We start from the raw sequence: 21,388 nt of genomic DNA, 5'->3' as shown, positions 1-21,388 counted from the left end.
TAATACATTAAAAACCTACTGCATTTATTGTTGTTTTTGACCTTGTTGACCGCTTTGTCCTTGCTGCGATTGTTTTTGAGCTTGCAAGATAGCCCCTTGAGTCTGCTGCATTGCTTGATTGGATTGTTGATTTTGTTGAGATGTCTGGTTTTGTTGTTGCTGCTGATTTTGCTGATTTTGCATAAGAACGCCTCCTTTAATCGGTAGTTTTTTTAATACTTTATTAATGTGTACTTTTTTGTGAAAATAATGCAGTTTATCATTCTTAATCATGAAAAGACCTCCTGCGGCAATACAAACAATTATCAACCTAATAATTAACGGCAGCCAAGCGTGGGCCGGCTGCCGTCCTGTCATATGAAGCTATGTACCCTTTAGTCCGCTGGTCCAACCGTAAAAACTAAGTTGGAACATAGGTCAACCGGATCACCTGCTCGCCGATTCGATCGCTTGCCACGAGGCGCAGCGGCGGTCGCGGACCGGCGAAAAACGGCTTGCCGCGACCCAGTACGACTGGATGGAGATAGAGTCGATACTCATCAATGAGACCGAGTTCCGATAGACTGTGCGCCAACTCTGGCCCGGAAACTTCAATCTCCCCTTCATGCTGAGCCTTTAGCCTAAGTATGGCCGCCGCGAGGTCGCCCTCGATCAGAGAAGCGTTCGGACCGACGGACGTTAACGTCCTCGACACCACCCACTTCGGTTTGCTTTGCCACGCCGCTGCGTATTCCCGTTCCGGCGCATCCCATTCATAATGATCTCCGTCCCAATACCGCATGGTCTCGTACATGCGGCGCCCGTATAGGCTACCCGTTAGGCCGCGCACGTCGTCGATGAAATGACGGAATAGCACGGGGTCGGGCTGAAATGCCATGTGGTCGACAAACCCGTCCAGAGACTGGTTCAACGCGAAAACGATCTTTGCCATGCGACTGAATCCCCTCCCTCGTTTTCTCGCACATTCATAATCAGGATTACACGTTCCAAATGCAGCCCCCCTCGTATGACAGTACTTGAAAGAACTTCTCGCTCTTTTTCCCAGCCGATCAGGGCAGCGGACAGAAGGCGATCTCATTCTCATTTATTTAGACGAAATCCGATTGCAAATTTCATCGGTCTAGTTGTTCGGGAAGCCCAAATCTGGTATGTAATTTTGTATTAGAAACACAAAACGGCCAGTTACTTCAACGGAAACGGCAGTCCGTAGTTGACCGGCCGCCGGTGTGGTTTATGGTGCTATCGTCCTGTCACTCTACTGGCTTACTGGGTAACTTTATTCTTATTTCATTACTCACTTGATTTTCAATCCAAGTCAAACTCACCGATGCCTGTTTAATGAAGGATTCAAGGTCTTCTTCGTTAGCAAAGGTGTAAGTAAAGCAATATTCAAACGTCTCATCTTTATCTAAAGAACCATCCGTAACCCCGCCATAACTGGTCGAATTTTTTTGTAAAAGAGGCGTAGGTTCGTTAATTATAATCCCTATGGATTCAGCACTTTGGTTACCTTTATTTATTGTTTCAACAAAAACTCGAATCATAATCGGCGTTTCCAACGTGTGAGACGGTTTATCAATCTCAGTTATCAGTTGTTTATCCCGTACAATGTCATAATTAACCGAAGACCATAAATTCGCACCTTCATTAATGTTAGCTCTAAAGTCAGTAATAAAGTTGTTCTTGTTTCCACTATTGCATCCAGCTAAGAACAATAGGACAATAAACAATACTACCCTCTTCTTTACCATTAGAACACCTCCTTTAGGTTAACGCTAGAATTGGAAAAAGGTTGCTGAACTTCTCAATATTCCTGCACGTATACTTCAACGGGAAACGGCAGCCAATTGTGCTGACTGCCGTCCTGTTTGCGGAACTATTGTTACCCGTTTTTTAATGAACTAGCATCACTACAAATGTTTCATAAACTGGTTTGGATCAAGTTGCGAAGACTCAATTATAACAACAGTCATACCCGTTTTTGAGCCTGATTCGTGCCACTCACCTTCCGTCCAGAAAGCTGCTTGACCTGATTTTATCGGAACTTGGATACGATCCTCCCCTGTTACAAAGCCCTCACCTTGAATAACAAGGAACAGTTGCGGGGTTGTCGCTTGGTGATAGCCTATAACCCCTTCTTCACCCAGATGGATGCAACCAACCTGAAAAGACTGCTCACTTCTTATGATCGGCGTAATCGAGGCCTGCAAAGAGTTAAACGCATGAATTGGCTTAGAAACTCCTCTGTCAAAACGATATAGTTCCATATTCGCTCTCTCCTCGTCGAAAACTGCACTACTGCCCAGATAGTTGAGCCGTGCGGAACACGCACATCAATCCTCGATGACAATATTTAAACTTTTAAGTAAACCTTAGATCGAACCTAATGCTTCGTCGCGCTTTTTGTAGTCTGAAGTACCGAATCTCACCAATTCCAGATCATTCGTGTTTTTTTCAATAGTTCTGCAATGTATGGTGGGGACTCATCCACGTCAAATTATGTTCTAATTTACAAATACTGCATGTACCTTCAATGAACTTACGACAAGCTAACTTCAACTCATACAAATCATCTTTGTATATTTTTTCAAGGTACACCTCGAATTGCTTTTTCCATTATCTTAAAACAATTAAACGATTGTTGCACTAAACTGCCAGGTTAGCTTAACGCCTGCAGCCAGTCTGCAGCTTTAATTTCACTGTGTATTAATTAATTTATTAATCTCTACTTTACTTTCATTGAACGCCGGCAAACGCAAAGACCATGCATCCGGGGCGACCGGGAAGCATGGTCTTTTGGTCATTTCAGCGCTTTCTGCCGTACAGCAGCGGGAAGTACTCGTTGTCGAACCGCTGTCCGTCGTACGGCCGGGGGCCGAGGAAGAGCACGTTGTCGTGCCGCTGCCGGCCGGCGCGGAAGGACGTATGTCCCGGCATCAAATGGGCGACGACCGACAGGCGAGGCTCGTTCGTCCGGTTCGGTCCGGAGCCGTGGAACGTCAGCGCATGATGGAAGCTGGCCTGCCCCGCCTTCAGGATGCAAGGCTCTTCCGTCCAATCGCGCCGCGCGAACCTCGCCCGGAGCTTCTCCATGTCTTGGTCGAAGAACGTGTCGCTCCCTTCGACTTCTCCCCACTTGTGCGAGCCCAGTATCGTCGTCATGGCGCCGTTCGACAGGTCCGTGTCCTGCAGGGCGATCCACACCGTCACCATATTCGTCGTGCTGCTGGCGCGCCAATATCCGTAATCTTGGTGCCAGCCGACGTTGCCGAGCTTCGTCTCCTTGTCGCCCGCGCCGGGCTTGTAGATGACTTGGTCGTGCCACAGCCGGATCTCGTCCTCGTTCAACAAATCGGCCGCCATGCGCCCGAGCTCGGGATCCGTCACGACCGCGCGGACTTCGTCGTTGATCCACCAGGCGTTTTCCGTCTTCTTGATGGCCAGCGGATCGGAGGGTACGGGAATCGGATGCATCGGGTACCCGTCTCCGTCGAAGTCGCGTTTCCAAATTCGCTCATGCGCTTGCCGCAGCCGTCCGATCGCATCGTCGTCGAGCAGCCTCGGGCTGATCCAATAGCCATCCTTCTGAAAACGAGCCTTGTCCTCTTCGGTCACTTGATACGGAATTACGCTCATACGGTTCACCTCGTCGTTAGGTTGATTTCATCGTAAACCGGCGGGCCGGCTTTGACTTCCTCGAACGTATCGAGTAGGATCGGAAACATTGATACGATCGAGAACATTACTGGGGGGGCATGAGAACGAGGATGAGGAAAACGGCGTCGTCGCGTTGGATGTATACGAACGACCGCGGGGAAGCCGCGTCGGACGTGCCCGAGCTCATTACGCTCGGCTACGATCGCTTCTCGGAAGCGATCCCGCTGCCGGACCATAGGCACGATCGGTCGTACGAATTCGTGTATATGGAGAGCGGAAGGGCGACGTGGGAGGTCGGCGGCGCCTCGTACGCCTCCCATGCCGGTCAGCTGTTCCATACGCGCCCCGGCGAAGTGCACCGAGCGCGTTCGAACCATATCGAGCCGTGCTCGATCTGGTGGATGATCGTGCTCGATCCGGCCGAGACGAAGGGCTGGCTGCGTCTCGAGGAGAGGGAGCGGGTTACGCTCGCCGACGCCTTACGGGAAGCGCCTCGCGTCGCAACGATCGGACCGGGCGCGCTCGAGCCGCTGCGCCGCATGAGGCTCGTCCTGGAGCAAGGCGGGGCGCTGCGCGCGTTGGAGATCCGGACCGGCATCGTCGATCTGCTGCTTCGCGCGCTGCGGCCCGGGAAGTCGCCGGACCTGCCTCCGGATCTGAGCGAGGCGCTGGTCAAGCTGTGCGCCCGGATCCAGGCGGAGCCGGAGCGCCGGTGGACGACGGCCGAACTCGCTTCGACGCTCGGCGTCGGCGATTCCCACGTCTATCGCGTCTTCCGGGAAGCGGTGGGGCAATCGCCGGCCTCGTATATCGAGCGCGTCCGCGTAGAACGCGCCTGCGAGCGGCTGACCCGGACGGACGTCTCGGTTACGGAGGTCGCCTTCGAGCTGGGGTTTAAGACGAGCCAGCATTTCGCGACGGTGTTCAAGCGCTACACAGGACTGACTCCGACGCAATGGCGGCACCATTCCCGTCCGCAGACTCTTTGAGTCGGCGGGCGGTTTTTTGTTTGGACTTTGATCCATTTTCGAAGGAAGGGGCTTTGGTTCGGACGAGATGCATGGAGGGGAAAGAAGGGAAAGCGCCGACTAAAGTTCATCCTGACAACATGTTTTCGGCGTATTGACAGTACAAAATCAGCGATGATACGATGCAATCCATAAACCCGACTATACACATCGGGATTGAAGGAAATGTCCACCGGACCACCGGCGACCCTATAAATTTTAACTCTACGAGGGCGGGGAAACGAAATGAAGAAGGCATTCTTGTTGGTCATGGTAAGCGGATTGTTGGCGGTAATGACGGCTTGCGGCGGAGGCACGGCGGGCACGGGCGCCGCGACGGAGACGTCGGGGGGGACGACGCAAGCTTCCGGCGGCGCGGCCGCTCCGGCGGAGCCGGCGAAAGAGACGGAGAAAGAGACGGAGACGCCGAAAGAGCCGGTAGAGCTGCTTAACGTATCTTACGATCCGACTCGCGAGTTATACGAAGAATTCAACGCCGCCTTCGCGAAGCATTGGGAAGCGGAGACGGGCCAAAAGGTTACGATCAATCAATCGCACGGAGGCTCCGGCAAGCAAGGCCGGTCGGTCATCGACGGACTCGAAGCCGACGTCGTCACGTTGGCGCTCGCGTACGACATCGACGAAATCCAAGGGGCGGGGCTGATCGCGGAAGGCTGGCAGGACCGCCTCGCCGACAACAGCGCGCCGTACACGTCTACGATCGTCTTCCTCGTGCGCAAGGGCAACCCGAAGGGCATTAAAGATTGGAACGACCTCATTCGCGAAGACGTCGAAGTCATTACGCCGAACCCGAAGACGTCGGGCGGCGCGCGGTGGAACTTCCTCGCGGCGTGGGGCTACGCGCTGCAGCAAAACGACAACGACGAAGCCAAGGCGCAGCAATTCGTATCGCAGCTGTTCAAGAACGTACCCGTGCTCGACTCCGGCGCCCGGGGCTCGACGACGACGTTCGTCGAGCGCGGCATCGGCGACGTGCTGCTCGCTTGGGAGAACGAAGCGTTCCTCTCGATCAACGAGCTCGGTCCCGACAAGTTCGAGATCGTCGTTCCGTCGCTGAGCATCCTGGCGGAGCCGCCGGTGACGGTCGTCGACAAGGTCGCCGAGAAGCGCGGCACGACGGAAGCGGCGACGGCGTACCTCGAGTACCTGTACTCGGAAGAAGGGCAAGAAATCGCCGCGAAAAACTATTACCGTCCGCGTCTCGCCTCCGTCGCCGAGAAGTATAAGGATCAGTTCCCGGCGGTGAACTTGATTACGGTCGACGAGCATTTCGGCGGCTGGCAGGAAGCGCAGAAGAAGTTTTTCGCCGACGGCGGCATTTTCGACCAAATCTACCAACCGTAATTTAGGTGGGCGGCTGCTGTAGTCGGAGTATCCCCGACTACAGCGTCCGCGAGCACCGCCCGGGCGAGAATAGTCGGAGTTTTTCCGACTACAGCGTCCGCGAGCACCGCCCGGGCGAGAATAGTCGGAGGATCTCCGACTGCAGCGCCTGCGGGAGCCGCCCGGGCGAGATTAGTCGGAGTTTCTCCGACTACAGCGTCTGCGGGAGCCGCCCGGGCGAGATTAGTCGGAGGATCTCCGACTGCAGCGCCTGCGGGAGCCGCCCGGGCGAGATTAGTCGGAGGATCTCCGACTGCAGCGTCCGCGGGAGCCGCCCGGGCGAGAATAGTCGGAGGATCTCCGACTGCAGCGTCTGCGGGAGCCGCCCGTACGGGGATAGTCGGAGGATCTCCGACTGCAGCGTCCGCGGGAGCCGCCCGGGCGAGAATAGTCGGAGGTTCTCCGACTGCAGCGTCTGCGGGAGCCGCCCGTGCGGGGATAGTCGGAGATTCTCCGACTGCAGCGCCTGCGGGAGCCGCCCGTGCGAGAATAGTCGGAGTTTCTCCGACTGCAGCGTCCGCGAGCACCGCCCGGGCGGCCAGTACCATAGAAACGAGGGTGTACCGTATGGAGAGACATATCGAGATCCGAAGCACGAGCGTCCGCCTCGCGGCGACGCTGCACTACCCGCCGATGGAGGGAGCAAGGGAGCCGTCACGCTTCCCCGCCGTCGTCGTCTGTCATGGCTTCGCAGGCGACCGCATCGGGGAGCACCGGCTGTTCGTGAAGGCCGCGAGGGCGTTGGCGAGCGCCGGGTACGCGACGCTGCGGTTCGATTACGCCGGCTGCGGCGAGAGCGGCGGCGACTACGGCGACTCCGGCATGGACGACTGGATCGCTCAGACGCGCTGCGCGCTCGACTACGTGCTGGATCTCGACTTCGTCGATCCGAATCGCGTCACGCTGCTCGGCCACAGTCTCGGCGGCGCGGTCGCCGCGCTGACGGCCGCGCGCGATAAGCGGGTGAAGACGCTGGCGCTGTGGGCGCCGGTCGGCCACCCGTTCCAAGATATCGTCGGCATCGTCGGCAAAGCCGCGTACGAGGAAGCCGTTACCCAAGGCGAAACCGAATATCTCGGTTACATGCTGAAGCACCCGTTCTTCGCTTCGCTCGCGACCTGCCATCCGTTCCAAGAAGCCCGGACGTTCGAAGGCGACGCGCTGCTCGTGCACGGCACGGCGGACGCCGTCATCCCCGTCGAGTACAGCTTCTTGTACCAGAAGGTGCTCCGAACGCGAAGCGGGGGGCAGTGCGAGAAAGAAATCATTATGCAAGCCGACCACGTCTTCTCCGGCCGGGGGCATGCGGAGATGGCGATTCGATTGACGCTCGACTGGCTGCGGCAGCTCGACAAGCAGAAGACCGAATGGTTCGGCTGGATGATCTAATAACGATTGTACGGAGGGACCCGAGGGATGAAACAAACGAACGAGTGGGATTCGGCCTGGCTGAAGCGGATCGCGGACAGTCTCGCTGGCATCAAATACGGCAGCGTCCAGATCGTCGTCCACGACGGAAAAATCGTGCAAATCGAACGTACGGAAAAGCGAAGATTCGATTCCACCACCAGACATACTGGAGGCGAAGGGACCCTTGAGAATTAGGTTCGTACAGAAAAGCATCTTGCCCGGCTTCGGGCTGACCATGGGGTTTACGCTGCTTTACCTTAGCGTCATCGTGTTGATTCCGCTCGCCGCGGTCGCGCTCAAGGCGACGGGAGCAGGCTGGGCGGAGCTGTGGAACGCCGTCTCCAGCGACCGCGTGCTGGCCTCGTTCCGCGTTACGATTCTAGCGTCGTTCGCCGCGGCGATCGTCAACGTCGTCTTCGGCTTCCTCGTCGCCTGGGTGCTCACGCGTTATTCGTTCCCGGGGAAGCGGTTCGTCGACGGCTTGATCGACCTGCCGTTCGCGCTGCCGACCGCGGTCGCGGGCATCTCGCTGACGGCGATCTATTCGCAGAACGGCTGGATCGGCCAATGGCTGGAGCCGCTCGGCATCAAGGTCGCGTTCACGCCGATCGGCATCACGGTGGCGCTCATCTTCATCGGGCTTCCGTTCGTCGTGCGCACGGTGCAGCCGGTCATCGGCGAGTTGGAGAAGGAAATCGAAGAAGCGGCCGTCAGCCTCGGCGCGAAGCGCTGGCTCACGTTCCGCAAGGTGCTGTTCCCCGAGCTGCTGCCTCCGCTCCTGACCGGCTTCGCGCTCGCGTTCTCCCGCTCCATCGGGGAATACGGCTCCGTCGTCTTCATCTCGGGCAACATGCCGATGAAAACCGAAATCGTGCCGCTGCTCATCATGACGAAGCTCGAACAATACGATTACACGGGAGCGACGGCGATCGCGCTCATGATGCTCGTCTTCTCGTTCCTGCTGCTGCTTCTCATCAACGTCCTGCAGTGGTTCAGCCACCGCCGGTTTACGACGAAATAGGAGGGATTCCCGAAGATGGCCGGATACGTAACGAATCATGGGGCCGGCGCCTCAACCGGGGCGAGGCCGAAGCATCTGACCGAGTCTCCCGTCGTTCGATGGCTGCTGCTCGGCGTCGCATTCTTGTTCTTAGGTCTCGTTCTGGTGCTGCCGCTGGCGGCGGTGCTCGTCGAGGCGCTCTCCAAAGGCGCGCAAGTGTATTTCGCATCGATCACCAAACCGGACGCCCTTGCGGCGATAAGGCTGACGCTCCTTACCGCGGCGATCGCGGTGCCGCTCAATACGATCTTCGGGGTAGCGGCCGCCTGGGCGATCGCGAAGTTCCAATTCAAAGGAAAGAATCTTCTCATCACGCTGATCGACCTGCCGTTCGCGGTGTCGCCGGTCATATCCGGTCTCATCTTCGTCTTATTGTTCGGGGCGCAAGGGCTGCTCGGACCCTGGCTGCAAAGCCACGATATCAAGATCATCTTCGCGCTTCCCGGCATCGTGCTCGCGACGATCTTCGTCACCTTCCCGTTCGTGGCGAGGGAGCTGCTCCCCGTCATGCAGGCGCAGGGCAGCGGCGAGGAGGAAGCGGCGGCGAGCATGGGAGCCGGCGGATGGCGCATTTTCTGGAAAATTACGCTCCCGAACATCAAATGGGGTTTATTATACGGCGTCATTCTGTGCAACGCCCGCGCGATGGGCGAATTCGGAGCCGTCTCGGTCGTCTCGGGCCATATTCGGGGCATGACGAACACGGTGCCGCTGCATATCGAAATTTTGTATAACGAATATCAGTTTACGGCGTCGTTCGCGGTCGCCTCGCTGCTCGTGCTGCTGGCGCTCGCGACGCTGATCGTAAAGAGCTTGATGGAATGGAAAAACCGGGCGCTGCTGGCCGGCGGAACGAAAGGAGAGGACGCGCATGCGAATTAAGGTGGAAGGGCTGACGAAGCGGTTCGGCGATTTCGAGGCGTCGAAGGGGGTATCGTTCGACATCGAGGACGGTAAGCTGATCGGCTTCCTGGGCCCGAGCGGCGGCGGCAAGACGACGATTCTGCGTATGCTGGCCGGTCTCGAGACGCCGGACGGCGGAGAGATCCTGTTCGACGGCCGCCGCGTGAACGACGTCCTGCCGCAGGAGCGGGGCATCGGGTTCGTCTTTCAGAACTATGCGCTGTTCCGGCACATGACCGTCGAAAGCAACATCGCGTTCGGGCTGACCGTGCAGAAAAAGAAGAAGGACGTCATCGCGCGGCGCGTCTCCGAGCTGATCGAGCTGACCGGGCTGCGCGGTCTCGAGAAGCGGCTGCCGCATCAGTTGTCGGGCGGCCAGCGCCAACGCGTCGCGTTCGCTCGGGCGCTTGCGCCGGAGCCGAAGCTGCTGCTGCTCGACGAGCCGTTCGCCGCGATCGACGCGAAGGTGCGCAAGGAGCTGCGGACGTGGCTGAAGGAGATGATCCGCCAAGTCGGCATCACGACGATCTTCGTCACGCACGATCAGGAGGAGGCCGTCGAGGTGGCTGACGAAATCATGATCATCCACGGCGGCCGATTGGAACAGCAAGGTTCGCCGCTGGACATCTACCAGCGTCCGGCGACGCCGTTCGTCGCGAGCTTCGTCGGCGAAACGAACGTGCTGGAACGCCCGGACCAACTGAAAGGGTTCGAAGAGATCGGGCGCGTCGACCGCGCCGTCGTGCGGCCGGAGTTCGTCGAGGTGGGGACGGCGAAGGAGCTGTCGTTCCCGAACGCGTCCGAGCAGGGCGTCGTGAAGGATGTCACCTTCCGCGGCCGCCATTGGCAGATCGACGTGCAGCTCGACGCGGGCATCGTGACCGCGTACTGGTCGCTCGAGCGCGAGGCGCTGAAGCCGGGGGATGCGGTGTGGACGCTCATCCATCGCATCTACACGTTCGACGGCGAACGCTGCGCCGTCGTCGAGAACGGCATGAAGGTCGACCCGATGCCGGTGCATATATAGAATTAGGAGCGGTTTCGGCTCGGATTGCGGATGTATTCCTGCGGCGCTCGATGGTATACTTTCTATATAAAGAAGGTGAACCCGTTGAACCCATCGAATCAGTCGCAGTTATGTCCTCGCTTCGAGAAGGCGATGGAATTGTTAGGCAAGCGTTGGACCGCGCTCATTATTTTCGCCCTGCTGCCGGGACCGCAGCGGTTCCACGCGATCGAAGCGTTCATCCCGAATCTCAGCGGCAAGATGCTGACCGAGCGGCTCCGAGAGCTGGAAGCGGAAGGCTTGATCCGCCGCGACGTCTATCCGGAGATGCCCGTACGCATCGAGTATTCCTTGACCGAGAAGGGCAAGGCGCTGTCCCCGTTATTCGAAGACATCGGACGTTGGGCCGACCAATGGATCGACGCAGCCAAGTGAAAACACCCCATTGCGGTCCGCGAAGCGCGACCTGTCGCAATGGGGTGTTGTTGCGCTAGTCGTAGCGGGTCATGCCGCGAAGCGGCGGGGCGTAGACGTGAAGGGATACGAGCCGCGCGTCGCCGTCGTTGCGCATCCGGTGGATGACGCCGGCGGGCGAAGGCATCCGCTCTCCCGCGCGATGCGCGTCCGCCTCGGCGAGGCGAAGCCGGCCGCCCGGATCCAAGCGGTACACTTCGTTCGTCATCCGCCCCTCGACGACGACGGCGCAGCCGATCGAGACGCCGTGATCATGGATCGCGGTTCGCGCGCCCGCCGGCAAGTGGATGACGATCGCCTCCATTCGCTCGTCTGCATACACGACGTTCCTGCCGTACGCATGGCCGTCCGGCTCCGTGACGTAAGGACGGACGAGCGCATCCAGCTCCGGGATGCCGCTTAACGCTTCTCCGATGGTTTCTTCGGACCAAACCTCCACCCTGCTGAATTGCTTCTGAATACAATCGCTTAATTCCATGGATACCCTCTCCCGATGAATCGCATTTGAGACCGTTTGCAACGTTCTTCTGCTATATTTCTATTAAATTGCAGAAGTCGGGGTTCCGGGACCGTCGACGACGGCGTCGGGTGAAGCGCGGTCTGGAGAGGCGATTTCCGGGCGGACGCCCAGACGAATGTTTCAAAGCGGCCGAAAGCGGCGGTTGCAAGAAGCGAGACGAGAACTCTACAATGAAGGGAATCGGAGTCGAGTCGAACATATTGCCAAAAATATTTTATCGGGGGGACAAGGAGTATGGATCGCGAGACGGTGACGAAGTGGTGTATCGACAAGCCCGGCGCTTGGGAGGACTACCCGTTCGGACCGGAACCGCTGGTAGTGAAGGTCGCGTCGAAGATGTTCGCGCTGGTCGGCGGGGGAGAGCCGGTCCATCAGTCGCTCAAGTGCGACCCCGAGACGGCGCTCATGCTGCGGCATGAATTCGAGGCGGTGAAGCCGGGGTACCACCTGAACAAGACGCATTGGAATACGGTCGTTCTCGACGGCACCGTGCCGGAGAAGGACGTACGCTGGATGATCGATCATTCGTACGCGCTCGTCGCGAAGTCGCTGCCGAAGCGGGAGCGGGAGTCGCTTACGGATCGGATTCCGAACGTTCGGGAGGAGTGACGAGCGTTCGACGCTGCCGATACGCCCGCGGAGAGGCGTCGAAGCGGGATTTGAACGCCTTTTCGAAATGAGAGACGGTGTTGAAGCCCGACGCATAACAAATTTCCGTCACCGGAAGCGTCGTAGCCGTAAGCAAGGAAGCGGCGAACCGAAGACGCTGCTGTTGGAGGAACGACTGGAACGTCGACCCGACCTGCGCGCGGAAGCATTCCGAGAAGTGGCCCGCGGAAAGACCGGCGTACGAAGACACGTCCGAGAGCGAGATCGCGTCGCGGAAGTGGCGTTCGATATAAGCGATCGCTCGCCGGATCGACGGATGCCCGGGCTGCGGACGAACGCCGCCGCCGCCATGGGCCGTTCGCGCGCGTCGGGCGAGCTCGATGAGAAGCCGCTCGAGCGAGCCTTGGATGAGGAGGTCGCTGCCGAAGCCCGGCTCGCGCGACTCCGTCCACAGCCGTTCGCAGGCGTCGACGAGGGGCGGCATGTCCCGTTCCTCGAAGTCGAACGCATACTCCCGCGGTTCGTGGAACAGCAGCGCATACAGCTCGTCCCGAAGAAACTGCCGGGTGAAGATGACGTTGAACAAGCGGAGCGTCTCCCCCGCGTCCGGAATCAGCTCGTGGAAGTCGGCGGGCGACAGCAGAAACATCGTCCCTCGCCTCATCGGTCCCGGCGCCCCGTTCAGCACATGGGTGCCTTCGCCCGAGACGACGAGCGCCAGCTCGTAAAATTCATGCCAATGAACGTCGATAGGGACGCTGATCTCATGTTTAAAAATGCGGAAAGGGGACGACAGCGTTAAATACCGCTCGTTCGTCAACCGTTCCGGATGCCGTCGATTCATCGTTGCCGCGCCCCCTTTTCCCCAAAAAAAATTACAAGTTAACGAACGGATTGTTCCCCGCTACGTCCTTCCCGCGCGCCAACCACACTTTAAATCCCGGATTTTTCTCGGGAATGACCCTGGCTTCCGTCGAAAAGTACCGCATCGTATACCCGCATCTCCGATTCGGGCTCTTATTGGCTTCCGCGCCGTGCACGATCCGCGAATCGTGCAGAGAGCATTCCCCGGGCTCCAGCTCGAAATACACCGCCTTCGACTTGTCGATCGACTTGATCTCCGTCGAGAAGATGTTCTCGTTCGAATCGACCGCCTCGTATTCCGAAAATCCGTTATGATGCGTCCCCGGAATGACGCGCATGCAGCCGTTCTCCCGCGTGCTGCGGTCGATCGCCAGCCAGACCGTGACGATCTTGTCGAAGCGGGTGAGCCGTCCGTTCCAATAGGCGGAATCCTCGTGCCACGGCGTCTGCTTGCCGACGAACGGCTCCTTGCAGATGAAGTGGCTCGACCAGAGACCGATGTTCGGGCCGATGAGCGGCTCCACGAGGTCGAGCACTTCGTCGGCAAGCAGAAATTCGAGCAGCCGTTCGTCCCGGAAGTGAGGCGTATCGAGCTCGCTGTTCAGCTTCCGTCCGACCGCCTCCCACTGCTCTTCGAAGATATCGGATAACGCTTTCATCTTCGCGGGAGAAAATAGTTGTTTCTTATGCAGTACATACCCGTTGTCGCGGTAATGTCGTACGTCTTCCGTCGTTAGCGACATATGGAACCCTCCTAAGCGTTGATCCGTTCCTGTTTATCATAGGATACGGCGGACGCGGAGGGCTTCGCGTTCCTTCGGGAATACTACGCTTATCTTCGGGTATCGAACGAAAAAGAAGACCGTCTCCGCCGAGGCGGGACGGTCTTCCGGGGCGGCTTACAAGCCCTTCGTCTTATCGTCGTTGTACGACGAAGTAAAGATCGTGACCAAGAACAAGCTTAGCACGAGCATGACGATCCAGAAAACCATGGAAAAAGACACGGCTCGGACCTCCTTTAACGTTTCTCTATGTCCTCCATTATAACGCCAACGCGTACAAAAAGGAAACGACCGTTCTGTGAAATCTTTCGCTTTACAAGACGAGCTTATTAATCTTATAATTCCTATTAATATACTAGGGATTAAGAGAGAAGCGGGTGGAGACATGGATATCACGACTGCGATTATCGGACTATGCGTCGGCTTCCTGGTGGGGCTGACCGGCGTCGGCGGCGCCGCGCTATTGACGCCCGTCCTGATTTGGTTCGGATTTCCGGCGACGGTGGCGGTCGGCACGGATTTATTTTATAACTCCATCACGAAATTATTCGGCGGCTTCCAGCATTGGCGGCAGCATACGGTGAAGTGGAAGCTGGTCGGGTATCTCGCCAGCGGCAGCATCCCTGGCGCGGTCATCGCCGTCGGCCTCTTGAAGGTGTTCGACCAGTTCTTCGACAACCAGGAGCACGTGATCCGCACCGCGCTCGGCATTATGCTCGTCGTCGTGGCGGCGGCGATTCTGCTGCGCTTGATCGGGTGGAAGACCGAAAAGGAGAACAAATGGCAGGCCAAGCCCATGGAAGAGAAGAAGTGGCTGACGGTCGGCATCGGCTTCGCGCTCGGCTTCGTCGTCGGATTGACGTCCGTCGGCTCGGGCTCGCTGTTCGCCATCGCGATCATCTACTTGTTCAGGCTCAAGTCGTCCGAAGTCGTCGGCACCGATATCGTACATGCCTTCTTCCTCGTGACGGTGGCGGGCGCGCTCCACGCCGGCATGGGCAACGTCGACTACGGTCTCGCGTTCAACCTGCTCATCGGCTCGGTGCCCGGCGTGTTGGCCGGCAGCGCGCTGAGCACGAAGGTGCCGTCGAAGCCGCTGCGCGCGGTGGTGGCGACGCTCATTCTGCTGAGCGGCATCAAGCTTATATAGTTCTACTTCGGATAGGACACCCTAAAGGCTAAAGCGCGGTTTCGGCTTCGATCGAGACGCGACGGCAGAGAGGGGTGTCTTTTCTTATGTACGATTGTATCATCGTAGGCGGCGGCATCGCCGGGCTGCAGGCGTCGATCCAGCTCGGGCGGTACCGTCGGAAGACGCTGGTCATCGACCGGGGGGACGGACGTTCGACGTTGTGCCGGAACTACCATAACGTGCTTGGCTACCCGGAGGGCGTCAGCGGGGAGACGCTTCGCGCGCTCGGTCGTCGGCAAGCGCAAGGGTACGGCGTGGAATTCGCGGAAGGGGACGCGACGAAGGCGGAGAAATACGAAGCCGGCTTCCTGATTACGTGCGAGACGGAGCAAAGTTTGCCGACCGCATACGAGGGGAAGACGCTCCTGATCGCCACCGGCGTCATGGACCGGCTTCCGGACTTGCCCGGGCTGCGAGGCTGCCTCGGGTTGACCGTCTTTATTTGTCCCGACTGCGACGGGTACGAGACGCGGGACAAGCGCACGCTCGTGCTCGGGTCCGGGAACGCGGGGGCGAAGATGGCGCTCGCGCTGACTTACTTCTGCAACGAGCTGATCTTCGTGAACCACGAGCGGAAGCCCGTGGACGCGTCGCTCGCCGAGAAGCTGCGGAACGCGGGCATCCGAACGGTGGACGCCGCGATCGAGCGCGTGCTGACGGAAGGGGAGGAGACGTTAGGCCGGTTTCGCGGCGTCGCGCTCGCTGCGGGAGAGACGCTCGAGGCGGAGCGGGCGTTCGTCGCCTTCGGCGGCAACGAGGTCCGGACCGATCTCGCGAAGCAGCTGCACGTCGAGCGGATGGAGACGAAGCATATCGTGACCGATCCCCGGACGAAGATGACGAGCGTCCCCGGCGTCTGGGCGGCGGGCGACGTCGGGGTGCATTCGGAGCAGCTCGTCATCGCGATGGGCGAAGGGCTGCAGTCGGCGATCTGGATGCATAAGTGGCTGCTCTCCCGGGAGAAAGCGTCCGAGGGAGCTCCGCCGACCCCGGCGCATAGCTTGGTCGGCGCGGGCAAACCCTAATCCGGTACAGGTCGAACGATAGCAGAGAGGATGGATGAGCAATGAAGAACGATGCGAAGATCACCCACGCGGAAAACGAACTGCACCGCATGAGCGCGACCGAAGTCGCGTTGGACGACCGCGGTCCGGGCGGGAACAACGTCGCTTCCGTCAATAAAGAGACGGCCGGCAAGGAGGCGCTCCGTTCCATGGCGCTGAACGAGACCGACAAGCGGAAGCTGACCGATCTCGAAACCGGGGACGAGAGCGACCCGGGCGACCGCGCGAGCGTGCCGCGCGGCATATGGCCGTACGACGAGTAAACGGCGCGTCGATTCAGGTAGCCGGGGAACGCGTTCCCCGGCTGTTTTGGCGTGCGCGGGGGGCGGGAGTCGGAGAAGCTCCGACTCCGCGCCGGAATCGGGCCCCGGCGGCGCCTGCAGTCGGAGAAACTCCGACTCCCGCGCCGGAAACGGGCCCCTGCGGCGCCTGCAGTCGGAGAAGCTCCGACTACGCGCCGGAAACGGGCCCCGGCGGCACCTGCAGTCGGAGAAACTCCGACTACGCGCCGGAATCGGGGCCCGGCGGCGCCTGCAGTCGGAGAAACTCCGACTACGCGCCGGAATCGGGCCCCGGCGGCCGCCTGCAGTCGGAGAAACTCCGACTATGCGCCGGAATCGAGCCCCGGCGGCCGCCTGCAGTCGGAGAAACTCCGACTAAACGCCGGAAACGGGCCCCGGCGGCGCCTGCAGTCGGAGAAACTCCGACTAAACGCCGGAATCGAGCCCCGGCGGCGCCTGCAGTCGGAGAAACTCCGACTAAACGGCGGAAACGGGCCCCTGCGGCGCCTGCAGTCGGAGAAGCTCCGACTACGTGCCGGAAACGGGCCCCGGCGGCGCCTGCAGTCGGAGAAACTCCGACTACGCGCCGGAATCGGGCCCCGGCGGCGCCTGCAGTCGGAGAAACTCCGACTACGCGCCGGAATCGAGCCCCGGCGGCGCCTGCAGTCGGAGAAACTCCGACTCCGCGCCGGAAACGGGCCCCTGCGGCGCCTGCAGTCGGAGAAACTCCGACTACGCGCCGGAAACGGGCCCCGGCGGCGCCTGCAGTCGGAGAAACTCCGACTCCGCGCCGGAAACGGGCCCCGGCGGCGCCTGCAGTCGGAGAAACTCCGACTAAACGCCGGAAACGGGCCCCGGCGGCGCCTGCAGTCGGAGAAACTCCGACTCCGCGCCGGAATCGGGCCCCGGCGGCGCCTGCAGTCGGAGAAACTCCGACTACGCGCCGGAAACGGGCCCCGGCGGCGCCTGCAGTCGGAGAAACTCCGACTGCGCGCCGGAATCGGGCCCCGGCGGGGCCTGCAGTCGGAGAAACTCCGACTACGCGCCGGAAACGGGCCCCTGCGGCGCCTGCAGTCGGAGAAACTCCGACTGCGCGCCGGAATCGGGCCCCGGCGGCGCCTGCAGTCGGAGAATCTCCGACTACGCGCCGGAATCGTGCCCCGGCGGGGACCTTCGGGTCGGCGTCTTTTCCAAGCTGATTTCTCCTTGTCAGGAAAAGTGGACTCCTGAGCAGAGGAAATCACCTTGGAAAGAGGCGTGGGAGCGGCCCCCCCCCCACCAAAGGCGGCACCCAAGAACGTAAGCGGCAAGATTCCGGCGGAGCCTGCAGGTCGGCGTCTTTTCCAAGCTGATTTCCCCTAGTCAGGAAAAGTGGACTCCTGAGCAGAGGAAATTACCTTGGAAAGAGGCGTGGGAGCGGACACCCCACCAAAGGCGGCACCCAAGAACGTAAGCGGCAAGATTCCGGCGGAGCCTGCAGGTCGGCGTCTTTTCCAAGCTGATTTCTCCTAGTCAGGAAAAGTGAATTCCTGAGCAGAGGAAATCACCTTGGAAAGAGGCGTGGGAGCGGACACCCCACCAAAGGCGGCACCTAAGAACGTAAGCGGCAAGATTCCGGCGGGGACACTAACCGGACGTGGCGCCGGGCACGCGATCTCTAGCGGGAGGAGTCTATACGGCCCAGGGGGAGGGGAGCGTCAGTGGTCAGCGCGCGAGGCGTCTGTCCTGGAGCAAGCAATCACCTTGGGAAAGAGGCCGGGGCGAGCGGTCGAGGGCGGACAGGGGCCGACTGCGACGCCGAACGGCTGTTATTCGCGTTCGACACCTCCGTCGGCGGCTGGCGGGCGGGGGGAGGCGGCGACGACTTCGGCGAACTCGCCGAGCGCCTCTTCACCCGCGGGCGTCAGCGCGTAGACGCCGCGCGAAACCCGACGGAACCAACCGTACACGTTCCGAGCCAAGATCGATCGCGCCATGTCGCTGGCGATAAGATCCCGCACCTGCCGCGGCGCGAGCGGCCCGTACATATGCAGCGCTTCCGCGCAGCGGAGCGCTTTCTCCCGGTAGGCGGTCACGAGCTTCCGCCCGGTTACGCCGCCGGCGTTGTAGTCGCCCGAGCGCTCGCGGAATTCGTCGAGCACCCGCGTCGTACGCCGTCCCGGCGACTTCGGCGGACCGCCCGGACCGCCGAGCCGGCCGCCGGCCGCCGCTTCGTCCGGGCCCGCCGGATCGCAGTGCAGCTCCACGAGCGCCGGCTTGCGCTTGTACAGCTTCACCGTGAGCAGCCCGATGCCGAGCAGCCCGCACAGCCGGCGCAGCTCGGAGATCGCGAAGGCGTTCCTCCGGTCCGACCGCTCGGCGGCCACGTAGACATACGGCGTCAACGCCCGCCGCTCCACCGCCTGGAGAAACAGCGACAGGTTGAACCGCTTCTTCAGCTCGACGACGACCGGCCAGGATTCGCCGTCCCGTACGGCGACGACGTCGCAGCCGCGCACCTCGCCTCGCACGGCGTAGCCCTGCGCCTCCAGCCAGCGTTTCACCGGCGCGTACAGCTCGGTTTCCGCCTTCGCGCGGACCTCGGTTTCGTCGGTGGACACCCTTTTCCCCATAGCTGACTTCTTCCTTCCGCCTCATGTTCGTCCCCGTATTATAGCATGCGTCCCGCACGCCTTCTCCGAAATTTGTACGAATTTTCAGGTCAAGGTTTCTCGCCACGGCGCATAGACTGAATTACGGCACCAAAACAAGGTAACTGTGAATGTCCCTCCACTACCCAGGTGCATTGCAGCTCTTCCAGCGTCCGAGAAGGAGGTTAGTTCTATGGACAACATACTTAAGCGTATTTCGCAGTATCGAAGTGAAGAGGAACAGCTGGCGTGGTCCGGCACGTTCGCCGAGTACCTGAACCTCGTCCGCGAGAAGCCGCATCTTGCGATGACCGCCCATTCCCGCGTGTACGAGATGATCAAAAGCGCAGGCGTGGAGACCGTAGACGGCCAAAACCGATATATGTTTTTCGAGAAAGAAATATTCGGTCTCGAACGCGCGCTGGAGAAACTGGTCGAGGAATACTTCCACTCGTCGGCCCGACGGCTGGACGTGCGCAAGCGCATCCTGCTGTTAATGGGACCGGTGTCCGGCGGGAAGTCGACGATCGTGACGTTGTTGAAGAAGGGTCTGGAGCAGTTTTCGCGAACCGAGCAGGGCGCCGTCTACGCGATCGAGGGCTGCCCCATGCACGAGGAGCCGCTGCATCTCATTCCGCACGGGCTGCGTCCGGAAATCGAGAAGGAGCTTGGGGTGAAAATCGAAGGCAATCTGTGCCCGTCGTGTCAGATGCGCCTAAAGACGGAATACGGCGGCCGCATCGAGGAGATGCGCGTCGAGCGGGTGCTCATCTCGGAGGACAATCGGGTCGGCATCGGCACGTTTTCCCCGTCGGACCCGAAGTCGCAGGACATTGCGGACCTGACCGGCAGCATCGACTTCTCCACGATTACGGAGTACGGCTCGGAGTCCGATCCGCGGGCGTACCGGTTCGACGGCGAGCTGAACAAGGCGAACCGGGGCTTGATGGAATTCCAGGAGATGCTCAAGTGCGACGAGAAGTTCCTCTGGAATCTTCTTTCGCTGACGCAGGAGGGCAACTTCAAGGCGGGACGGTTCGCGCTCATCAGCGCCGACGAGCTGATCGTGGCGCACACGAACGAAACCGAGTATAAGGCGTTCATCTCGAACAAGAAGAACGAAGCGCTGCAGTCCCGGATGATCGTCATGCCGATTCCGTACAATCTGAGAGTGTCCGACGAGGAAAAGATTTACGCGAAGCTGATCGGCAGCTCCGACATGAACCATGTACATATCGCGCCTCACGCGCTTCGGGCGGCGGCGATGTTCTCTATCATGACGCGGCTCAAGGAGTCGAAGAAGCAGGGCATGGACCCGGTCAAGAAGATGCGCATGTACGACGGCGAATCGATCGAAGGGTACAAGGCGGCGGACGTCAAGGAGATGCAGAACGAATTCCTGGACGAAGGCATGAGCGGCGTCGACCCGCGTTATGTCATCAACCGGATCTCTTCGGCGCTCATCCGCCACGACATGACGTGCATCAACGCGCTCGACGTATTGCGGGCGATCAAGGAAGGCATGGATCAGCATCCTTCGATTACGAAGGAGGAGCGGGAGCGGAATCTGAATTTCATCTCGTTGGCGCGCAAAGAGTACGATTCGTTGGCGAAGAAGGAAGTGCAGAAGGCGTTCGTCTACTCGTTCGAAGAGTCGGCGAAGACGCTGTTCGAAAATTATCTCGACAACGTTGAGGCGTACTGCAACTGGTCGAAAATTCGCGATCCGCTCACCGGCGAGGAAATGGATCCGGACGAGAGGCTGATGCGGTCGATCGAGGAGCAGATCGGCATCTCGGAGAACGCGAAGAAGGCGTTCCGCGAGGAAATTCTCATCCGCATGTCGTCCTACGCGCGCAAGGGCAAGACGTTCGAGTACGGCACGCACGACCGGCTCCGGGAAGCGATCGAGAAGAAGCTGTTCGCGGATTTGAAGGACGTCGTGAAGATTACCACCTCCACCAAAACGCCCGACGAGACGCAGCTGAAGAAGATGAACGAGGTCATCAAGCGTCTTATCGACGAACACGGCTATTGCCCGACGTGCGCCAACGAGCTGCTGCGGTACGTGGGAAGTCTATTGAATCGTTAAGCGGGCCTTCCGATCACCAAAACGACCTGCGCTTATAACGCTCTTTCCGCGAGGCTTCCGCGGAAGGGGCGTTATCTTGTTCGGCTTCGTCGTCGCCCCGGCCGGCCGCCGCGGACTGCTTCATGAACGGCAGCGGCAGCGGTTCGAGGGCGGCGGCGAGCTGACGCCCCGCGCCGGAGGGCGGCATGGCGGCGGCCTTCAACATGCGAAGCTCGGCTTGCATCTCTTCGATCATATGAAGCAGCCGCAGCTGGTTGCGCACGAGCGCATGCAGCAGCTTGCGATCGTCCACGTCCCAAGTAGACGCGTTCATTCCCGTCCCGTCTTGGAAATCCCCGGATTCGCCGAGCAACGCGCGCAGCTCCGCTTCCGTTAATACGTCTCTTATCATCGCCGATCTGTCCTCCCGTACCCGCCGGCCGAACGCCGGGGC

General features: G+C 59.9%; 23 protein-coding genes. 13 read left to right on the top strand and 10 right to left on the bottom strand.

Annotation, left to right across the window (positions count from 1 at the left end; translation table 11 throughout):
* Positions 1-24: 24 nt before the first annotated feature.
* The 5 genes from FE782_RS17230 to FE782_RS17210 form a co-directional block, all read right to left on the bottom strand.
* Positions 25-273 (bottom strand): hypothetical protein, encoded by a 249-nt coding sequence (locus FE782_RS17230; RefSeq protein WP_138195480.1) that lies wholly within the window; start codon positions 271-273, stop codon positions 25-27.
* Positions 274-400: 127 nt separating this feature from the next.
* Positions 401-931 carry a dihydrofolate reductase family protein gene (locus FE782_RS17225; RefSeq protein WP_138195479.1) on the bottom strand — a complete coding sequence of 177 codons (531 nt, stop codon included), beginning with the start codon at positions 929-931 and terminating at the stop codon, positions 401-403.
* Positions 932-1,250: 319 nt separating this feature from the next.
* The gene (locus FE782_RS17220) at positions 1,251-1,751 is read right to left on the bottom strand and encodes a hypothetical protein (protein ID WP_138195478.1); all 501 of its coding nucleotides are present in this window, start codon (positions 1,749-1,751) and stop codon (positions 1,251-1,253) included.
* 159 nt (positions 1,752-1,910) lie between these two features.
* Positions 1,911-2,267 (bottom strand): cupin, encoded by a 357-nt coding sequence (locus FE782_RS17215; protein WP_138195477.1) that lies wholly within the window; start codon positions 2,265-2,267, stop codon positions 1,911-1,913.
* Between the two features lie 538 nt (positions 2,268-2,805).
* The gene (locus FE782_RS17210) at positions 2,806-3,636 is read right to left on the bottom strand and encodes a phytanoyl-CoA dioxygenase family protein (RefSeq protein WP_138195476.1); all 831 of its coding nucleotides are present in this window, start codon (positions 3,634-3,636) and stop codon (positions 2,806-2,808) included.
* Positions 3,637-3,767: 131 nt separating this feature from the next.
* On the opposite strand from FE782_RS17210, the gene FE782_RS17205 reads away from it, so the two are divergent.
* The 8 genes from FE782_RS17205 (at position 3,768) to FE782_RS17170 (ending at position 10,882) form a co-directional block, all read left to right on the top strand.
* Positions 3,768-4,646, top strand: coding sequence for a helix-turn-helix transcriptional regulator (locus FE782_RS17205; protein WP_158299427.1), 879 nt, complete (start codon positions 3,768-3,770; stop codon positions 4,644-4,646).
* 264 nt (positions 4,647-4,910) lie between these two features.
* Positions 4,911-6,029 (top strand): sulfate ABC transporter substrate-binding protein, encoded by a 1,119-nt coding sequence (locus FE782_RS17200; RefSeq protein ID WP_138195474.1) that lies wholly within the window; start codon positions 4,911-4,913, stop codon positions 6,027-6,029.
* Positions 6,030-6,635: 606 nt separating this feature from the next.
* Positions 6,636-7,457 carry an alpha/beta hydrolase gene (locus FE782_RS17195; RefSeq protein ID WP_138195473.1) on the top strand — a complete coding sequence of 274 codons (822 nt, stop codon included), beginning with the start codon at positions 6,636-6,638 and terminating at the stop codon, positions 7,455-7,457.
* A gap of 27 nt (positions 7,458-7,484) precedes the next feature.
* Positions 7,485-7,673, top strand: a complete 189-nt coding sequence (locus tag FE782_RS17190) for a YezD family protein (protein WP_138195472.1) — start codon at positions 7,485-7,487, stop codon at positions 7,671-7,673.
* The gene (gene cysT, locus FE782_RS17185; protein ID WP_138195471.1) at positions 7,663-8,499 is read left to right on the top strand and encodes a sulfate ABC transporter permease subunit CysT; all 837 of its coding nucleotides are present in this window, start codon (positions 7,663-7,665) and stop codon (positions 8,497-8,499) included. Before FE782_RS17190 ends, cysT begins: the two co-directional genes overlap by 11 nt.
* A gap of 15 nt (positions 8,500-8,514) precedes the next feature.
* Positions 8,515-9,420 carry a sulfate ABC transporter permease subunit CysW gene (cysW, locus tag FE782_RS17180; RefSeq protein ID WP_138195470.1) on the top strand — a complete coding sequence of 302 codons (906 nt, stop codon included), beginning with the start codon at positions 8,515-8,517 and terminating at the stop codon, positions 9,418-9,420.
* Positions 9,410-10,468 (top strand): ABC transporter ATP-binding protein, encoded by a 1,059-nt coding sequence (locus FE782_RS17175; protein ID WP_138195469.1) that lies wholly within the window; start codon positions 9,410-9,412, stop codon positions 10,466-10,468. Before cysW ends, FE782_RS17175 begins: the two co-directional genes overlap by 11 nt.
* 132 nt (positions 10,469-10,600) lie before the next feature.
* The gene (locus FE782_RS17170; RefSeq protein WP_238392536.1) at positions 10,601-10,882 is read left to right on the top strand and encodes a winged helix-turn-helix transcriptional regulator; all 282 of its coding nucleotides are present in this window, start codon (positions 10,601-10,603) and stop codon (positions 10,880-10,882) included.
* Positions 10,883-10,937: 55 nt separating this feature from the next.
* Here the strand turns inward: FE782_RS17170 and FE782_RS17165 are convergent, their stop codons facing one another.
* Positions 10,938-11,399, bottom strand: coding sequence for a cysteine dioxygenase (locus FE782_RS17165; protein ID WP_138195468.1), 462 nt, complete (start codon positions 11,397-11,399; stop codon positions 10,938-10,940).
* Between the two features lie 276 nt (positions 11,400-11,675).
* Here FE782_RS17165 and FE782_RS17160 point away from each other — a divergent pair, with 276 nt between their 5' ends.
* Positions 11,676-12,050 (top strand): MmcQ/YjbR family DNA-binding protein, encoded by a 375-nt coding sequence (locus FE782_RS17160; RefSeq protein ID WP_138195467.1) that lies wholly within the window; start codon positions 11,676-11,678, stop codon positions 12,048-12,050.
* Here the strand turns inward: FE782_RS17160 and FE782_RS17155 are convergent.
* Complete coding sequence (locus FE782_RS17155) at positions 12,016-12,894, bottom strand: helix-turn-helix domain-containing protein (protein WP_138195466.1); 879 nt, start codon at positions 12,892-12,894, stop codon at positions 12,016-12,018. The two genes, FE782_RS17160 and FE782_RS17155, sit on opposite strands and share 35 nt — an antisense overlap.
* A gap of 31 nt (positions 12,895-12,925) precedes the next feature.
* A complete protein-coding gene (locus tag FE782_RS17150) occupies positions 12,926-13,657 on the bottom strand; it encodes a phytanoyl-CoA dioxygenase family protein (protein WP_138195465.1) in 732 nt (243 codons plus the stop codon).
* A 424-nt stretch (positions 13,658-14,081) separates the two neighbouring features.
* On the opposite strand from FE782_RS17150, the gene FE782_RS17145 reads away from it, so the two are divergent.
* From FE782_RS17145 to FE782_RS17135, 3 genes are all read left to right on the top strand, one after another.
* A complete protein-coding gene (locus FE782_RS17145; RefSeq protein WP_138195464.1) occupies positions 14,082-14,846 on the top strand; it encodes a sulfite exporter TauE/SafE family protein in 765 nt (254 codons plus the stop codon).
* Positions 14,847-14,932: 86 nt separating this feature from the next.
* Complete coding sequence (locus FE782_RS17140) at positions 14,933-15,913, top strand: NAD(P)/FAD-dependent oxidoreductase (protein ID WP_138195463.1); 981 nt, start codon at positions 14,933-14,935, stop codon at positions 15,911-15,913.
* Positions 15,914-15,954: 41 nt separating this feature from the next.
* The gene (locus FE782_RS17135; RefSeq protein WP_138195462.1) at positions 15,955-16,215 is read left to right on the top strand and encodes a hypothetical protein; all 261 of its coding nucleotides are present in this window, start codon (positions 15,955-15,957) and stop codon (positions 16,213-16,215) included.
* 1,826 nt (positions 16,216-18,041) lie between these two features.
* Here FE782_RS17135 and FE782_RS17125 read toward each other — a convergent pair.
* Positions 18,042-18,845 carry a DUF2161 family putative PD-(D/E)XK-type phosphodiesterase gene (locus FE782_RS17125; RefSeq protein ID WP_138195460.1) on the bottom strand — a complete coding sequence of 268 codons (804 nt, stop codon included), beginning with the start codon at positions 18,843-18,845 and terminating at the stop codon, positions 18,042-18,044.
* Positions 18,846-19,056: 211 nt separating this feature from the next.
* On the opposite strand from FE782_RS17125, the gene FE782_RS17120 reads away from it, so the two are divergent.
* The gene (locus tag FE782_RS17120; RefSeq protein ID WP_138195459.1) at positions 19,057-20,955 is read left to right on the top strand and encodes a PrkA family serine protein kinase; all 1,899 of its coding nucleotides are present in this window, start codon (positions 19,057-19,059) and stop codon (positions 20,953-20,955) included.
* A gap of 13 nt (positions 20,956-20,968) precedes the next feature.
* Here FE782_RS17120 and FE782_RS17115 read toward each other — a convergent pair whose 3' ends face one another.
* Entirely contained in the window at positions 20,969-21,346 is a 378-nt protein-coding gene (locus tag FE782_RS17115; protein WP_138195458.1) for a hypothetical protein, read from the bottom strand.
* Between the last annotated feature and the right edge of the window lie 42 nt (positions 21,347-21,388).

This window comes from Paenibacillus antri, from assembly GCF_005765165.1.
Taxonomy (GTDB): domain Bacteria; phylum Bacillota; class Bacilli; order Paenibacillales; family YIM-B00363; genus Paenibacillus_AE; species Paenibacillus_AE antri.
The sequence above is the reverse complement of the archived record's forward strand: the minus strand, read 5'-3'. Positions and strand labels throughout refer to the sequence as shown.

What these genes read in the sequence shown, in the direction of transcription:
- FE782_RS17230 (WP_138195480.1), bottom strand. Translation starts at nt 273, where the DNA reads ATGATTAAGAATGATAAACTGCATTATTTTCACAAAAAAGTACACATT.
- FE782_RS17225 (WP_138195479.1), bottom strand. Translation starts at nt 931, where the DNA reads ATGGCAAAGATCGTTTTCGCGTTGAACCAGTCTCTGGACGGGTTTGTC.
- FE782_RS17220 (WP_138195478.1), bottom strand. Translation starts at nt 1,751, where the DNA reads ATGGTAAAGAAGAGGGTAGTATTGTTTATTGTCCTATTGTTCTTAGCT.
- FE782_RS17215 (WP_138195477.1), bottom strand. Translation starts at nt 2,267, where the DNA reads ATGGAACTATATCGTTTTGACAGAGGAGTTTCTAAGCCAATTCATGCG.
- FE782_RS17210 (WP_138195476.1), bottom strand. Translation starts at nt 3,636, where the DNA reads ATGAGCGTAATTCCGTATCAAGTGACCGAAGAGGACAAGGCTCGTTTT.
- FE782_RS17205 (WP_158299427.1), top strand. Translation starts at nt 3,768, where the DNA reads ATGAGGAAAACGGCGTCGTCGCGTTGGATGTATACGAACGACCGCGGG.
- FE782_RS17200 (WP_138195474.1), top strand. Translation starts at nt 4,911, where the DNA reads ATGAAGAAGGCATTCTTGTTGGTCATGGTAAGCGGATTGTTGGCGGTA.
- FE782_RS17195 (WP_138195473.1), top strand. Translation starts at nt 6,636, where the DNA reads ATGGAGAGACATATCGAGATCCGAAGCACGAGCGTCCGCCTCGCGGCG.
- FE782_RS17190 (WP_138195472.1), top strand. Translation starts at nt 7,485, where the DNA reads ATGAAACAAACGAACGAGTGGGATTCGGCCTGGCTGAAGCGGATCGCG.
- cysW (WP_138195470.1), top strand. Translation starts at nt 8,515, where the DNA reads ATGGCCGGATACGTAACGAATCATGGGGCCGGCGCCTCAACCGGGGCG.
- FE782_RS17175 (WP_138195469.1), top strand. Translation starts at nt 9,410, where the DNA reads ATGCGAATTAAGGTGGAAGGGCTGACGAAGCGGTTCGGCGATTTCGAG.
- FE782_RS17170 (WP_238392536.1), top strand. Translation starts at nt 10,601, where the DNA reads ATGGAATTGTTAGGCAAGCGTTGGACCGCGCTCATTATTTTCGCCCTG.
- FE782_RS17165 (WP_138195468.1), bottom strand. Translation starts at nt 11,399, where the DNA reads ATGGAATTAAGCGATTGTATTCAGAAGCAATTCAGCAGGGTGGAGGTT.
- FE782_RS17160 (WP_138195467.1), top strand. Translation starts at nt 11,676, where the DNA reads ATGGATCGCGAGACGGTGACGAAGTGGTGTATCGACAAGCCCGGCGCT.
- FE782_RS17155 (WP_138195466.1), bottom strand. Translation starts at nt 12,894, where the DNA reads ATGAATCGACGGCATCCGGAACGGTTGACGAACGAGCGGTATTTAACG.
- FE782_RS17150 (WP_138195465.1), bottom strand. Translation starts at nt 13,657, where the DNA reads ATGTCGCTAACGACGGAAGACGTACGACATTACCGCGACAACGGGTAT.
- FE782_RS17145 (WP_138195464.1), top strand. Translation starts at nt 14,082, where the DNA reads ATGGATATCACGACTGCGATTATCGGACTATGCGTCGGCTTCCTGGTG.
- FE782_RS17140 (WP_138195463.1), top strand. Translation starts at nt 14,933, where the DNA reads ATGTACGATTGTATCATCGTAGGCGGCGGCATCGCCGGGCTGCAGGCG.
- FE782_RS17135 (WP_138195462.1), top strand. Translation starts at nt 15,955, where the DNA reads ATGAAGAACGATGCGAAGATCACCCACGCGGAAAACGAACTGCACCGC.
- FE782_RS17125 (WP_138195460.1), bottom strand. Translation starts at nt 18,845, where the DNA reads ATGGGGAAAAGGGTGTCCACCGACGAAACCGAGGTCCGCGCGAAGGCG.
- FE782_RS17120 (WP_138195459.1), top strand. Translation starts at nt 19,057, where the DNA reads ATGGACAACATACTTAAGCGTATTTCGCAGTATCGAAGTGAAGAGGAA.
- FE782_RS17115 (WP_138195458.1), bottom strand. Translation starts at nt 21,346, where the DNA reads ATGATAAGAGACGTATTAACGGAAGCGGAGCTGCGCGCGTTGCTCGGC.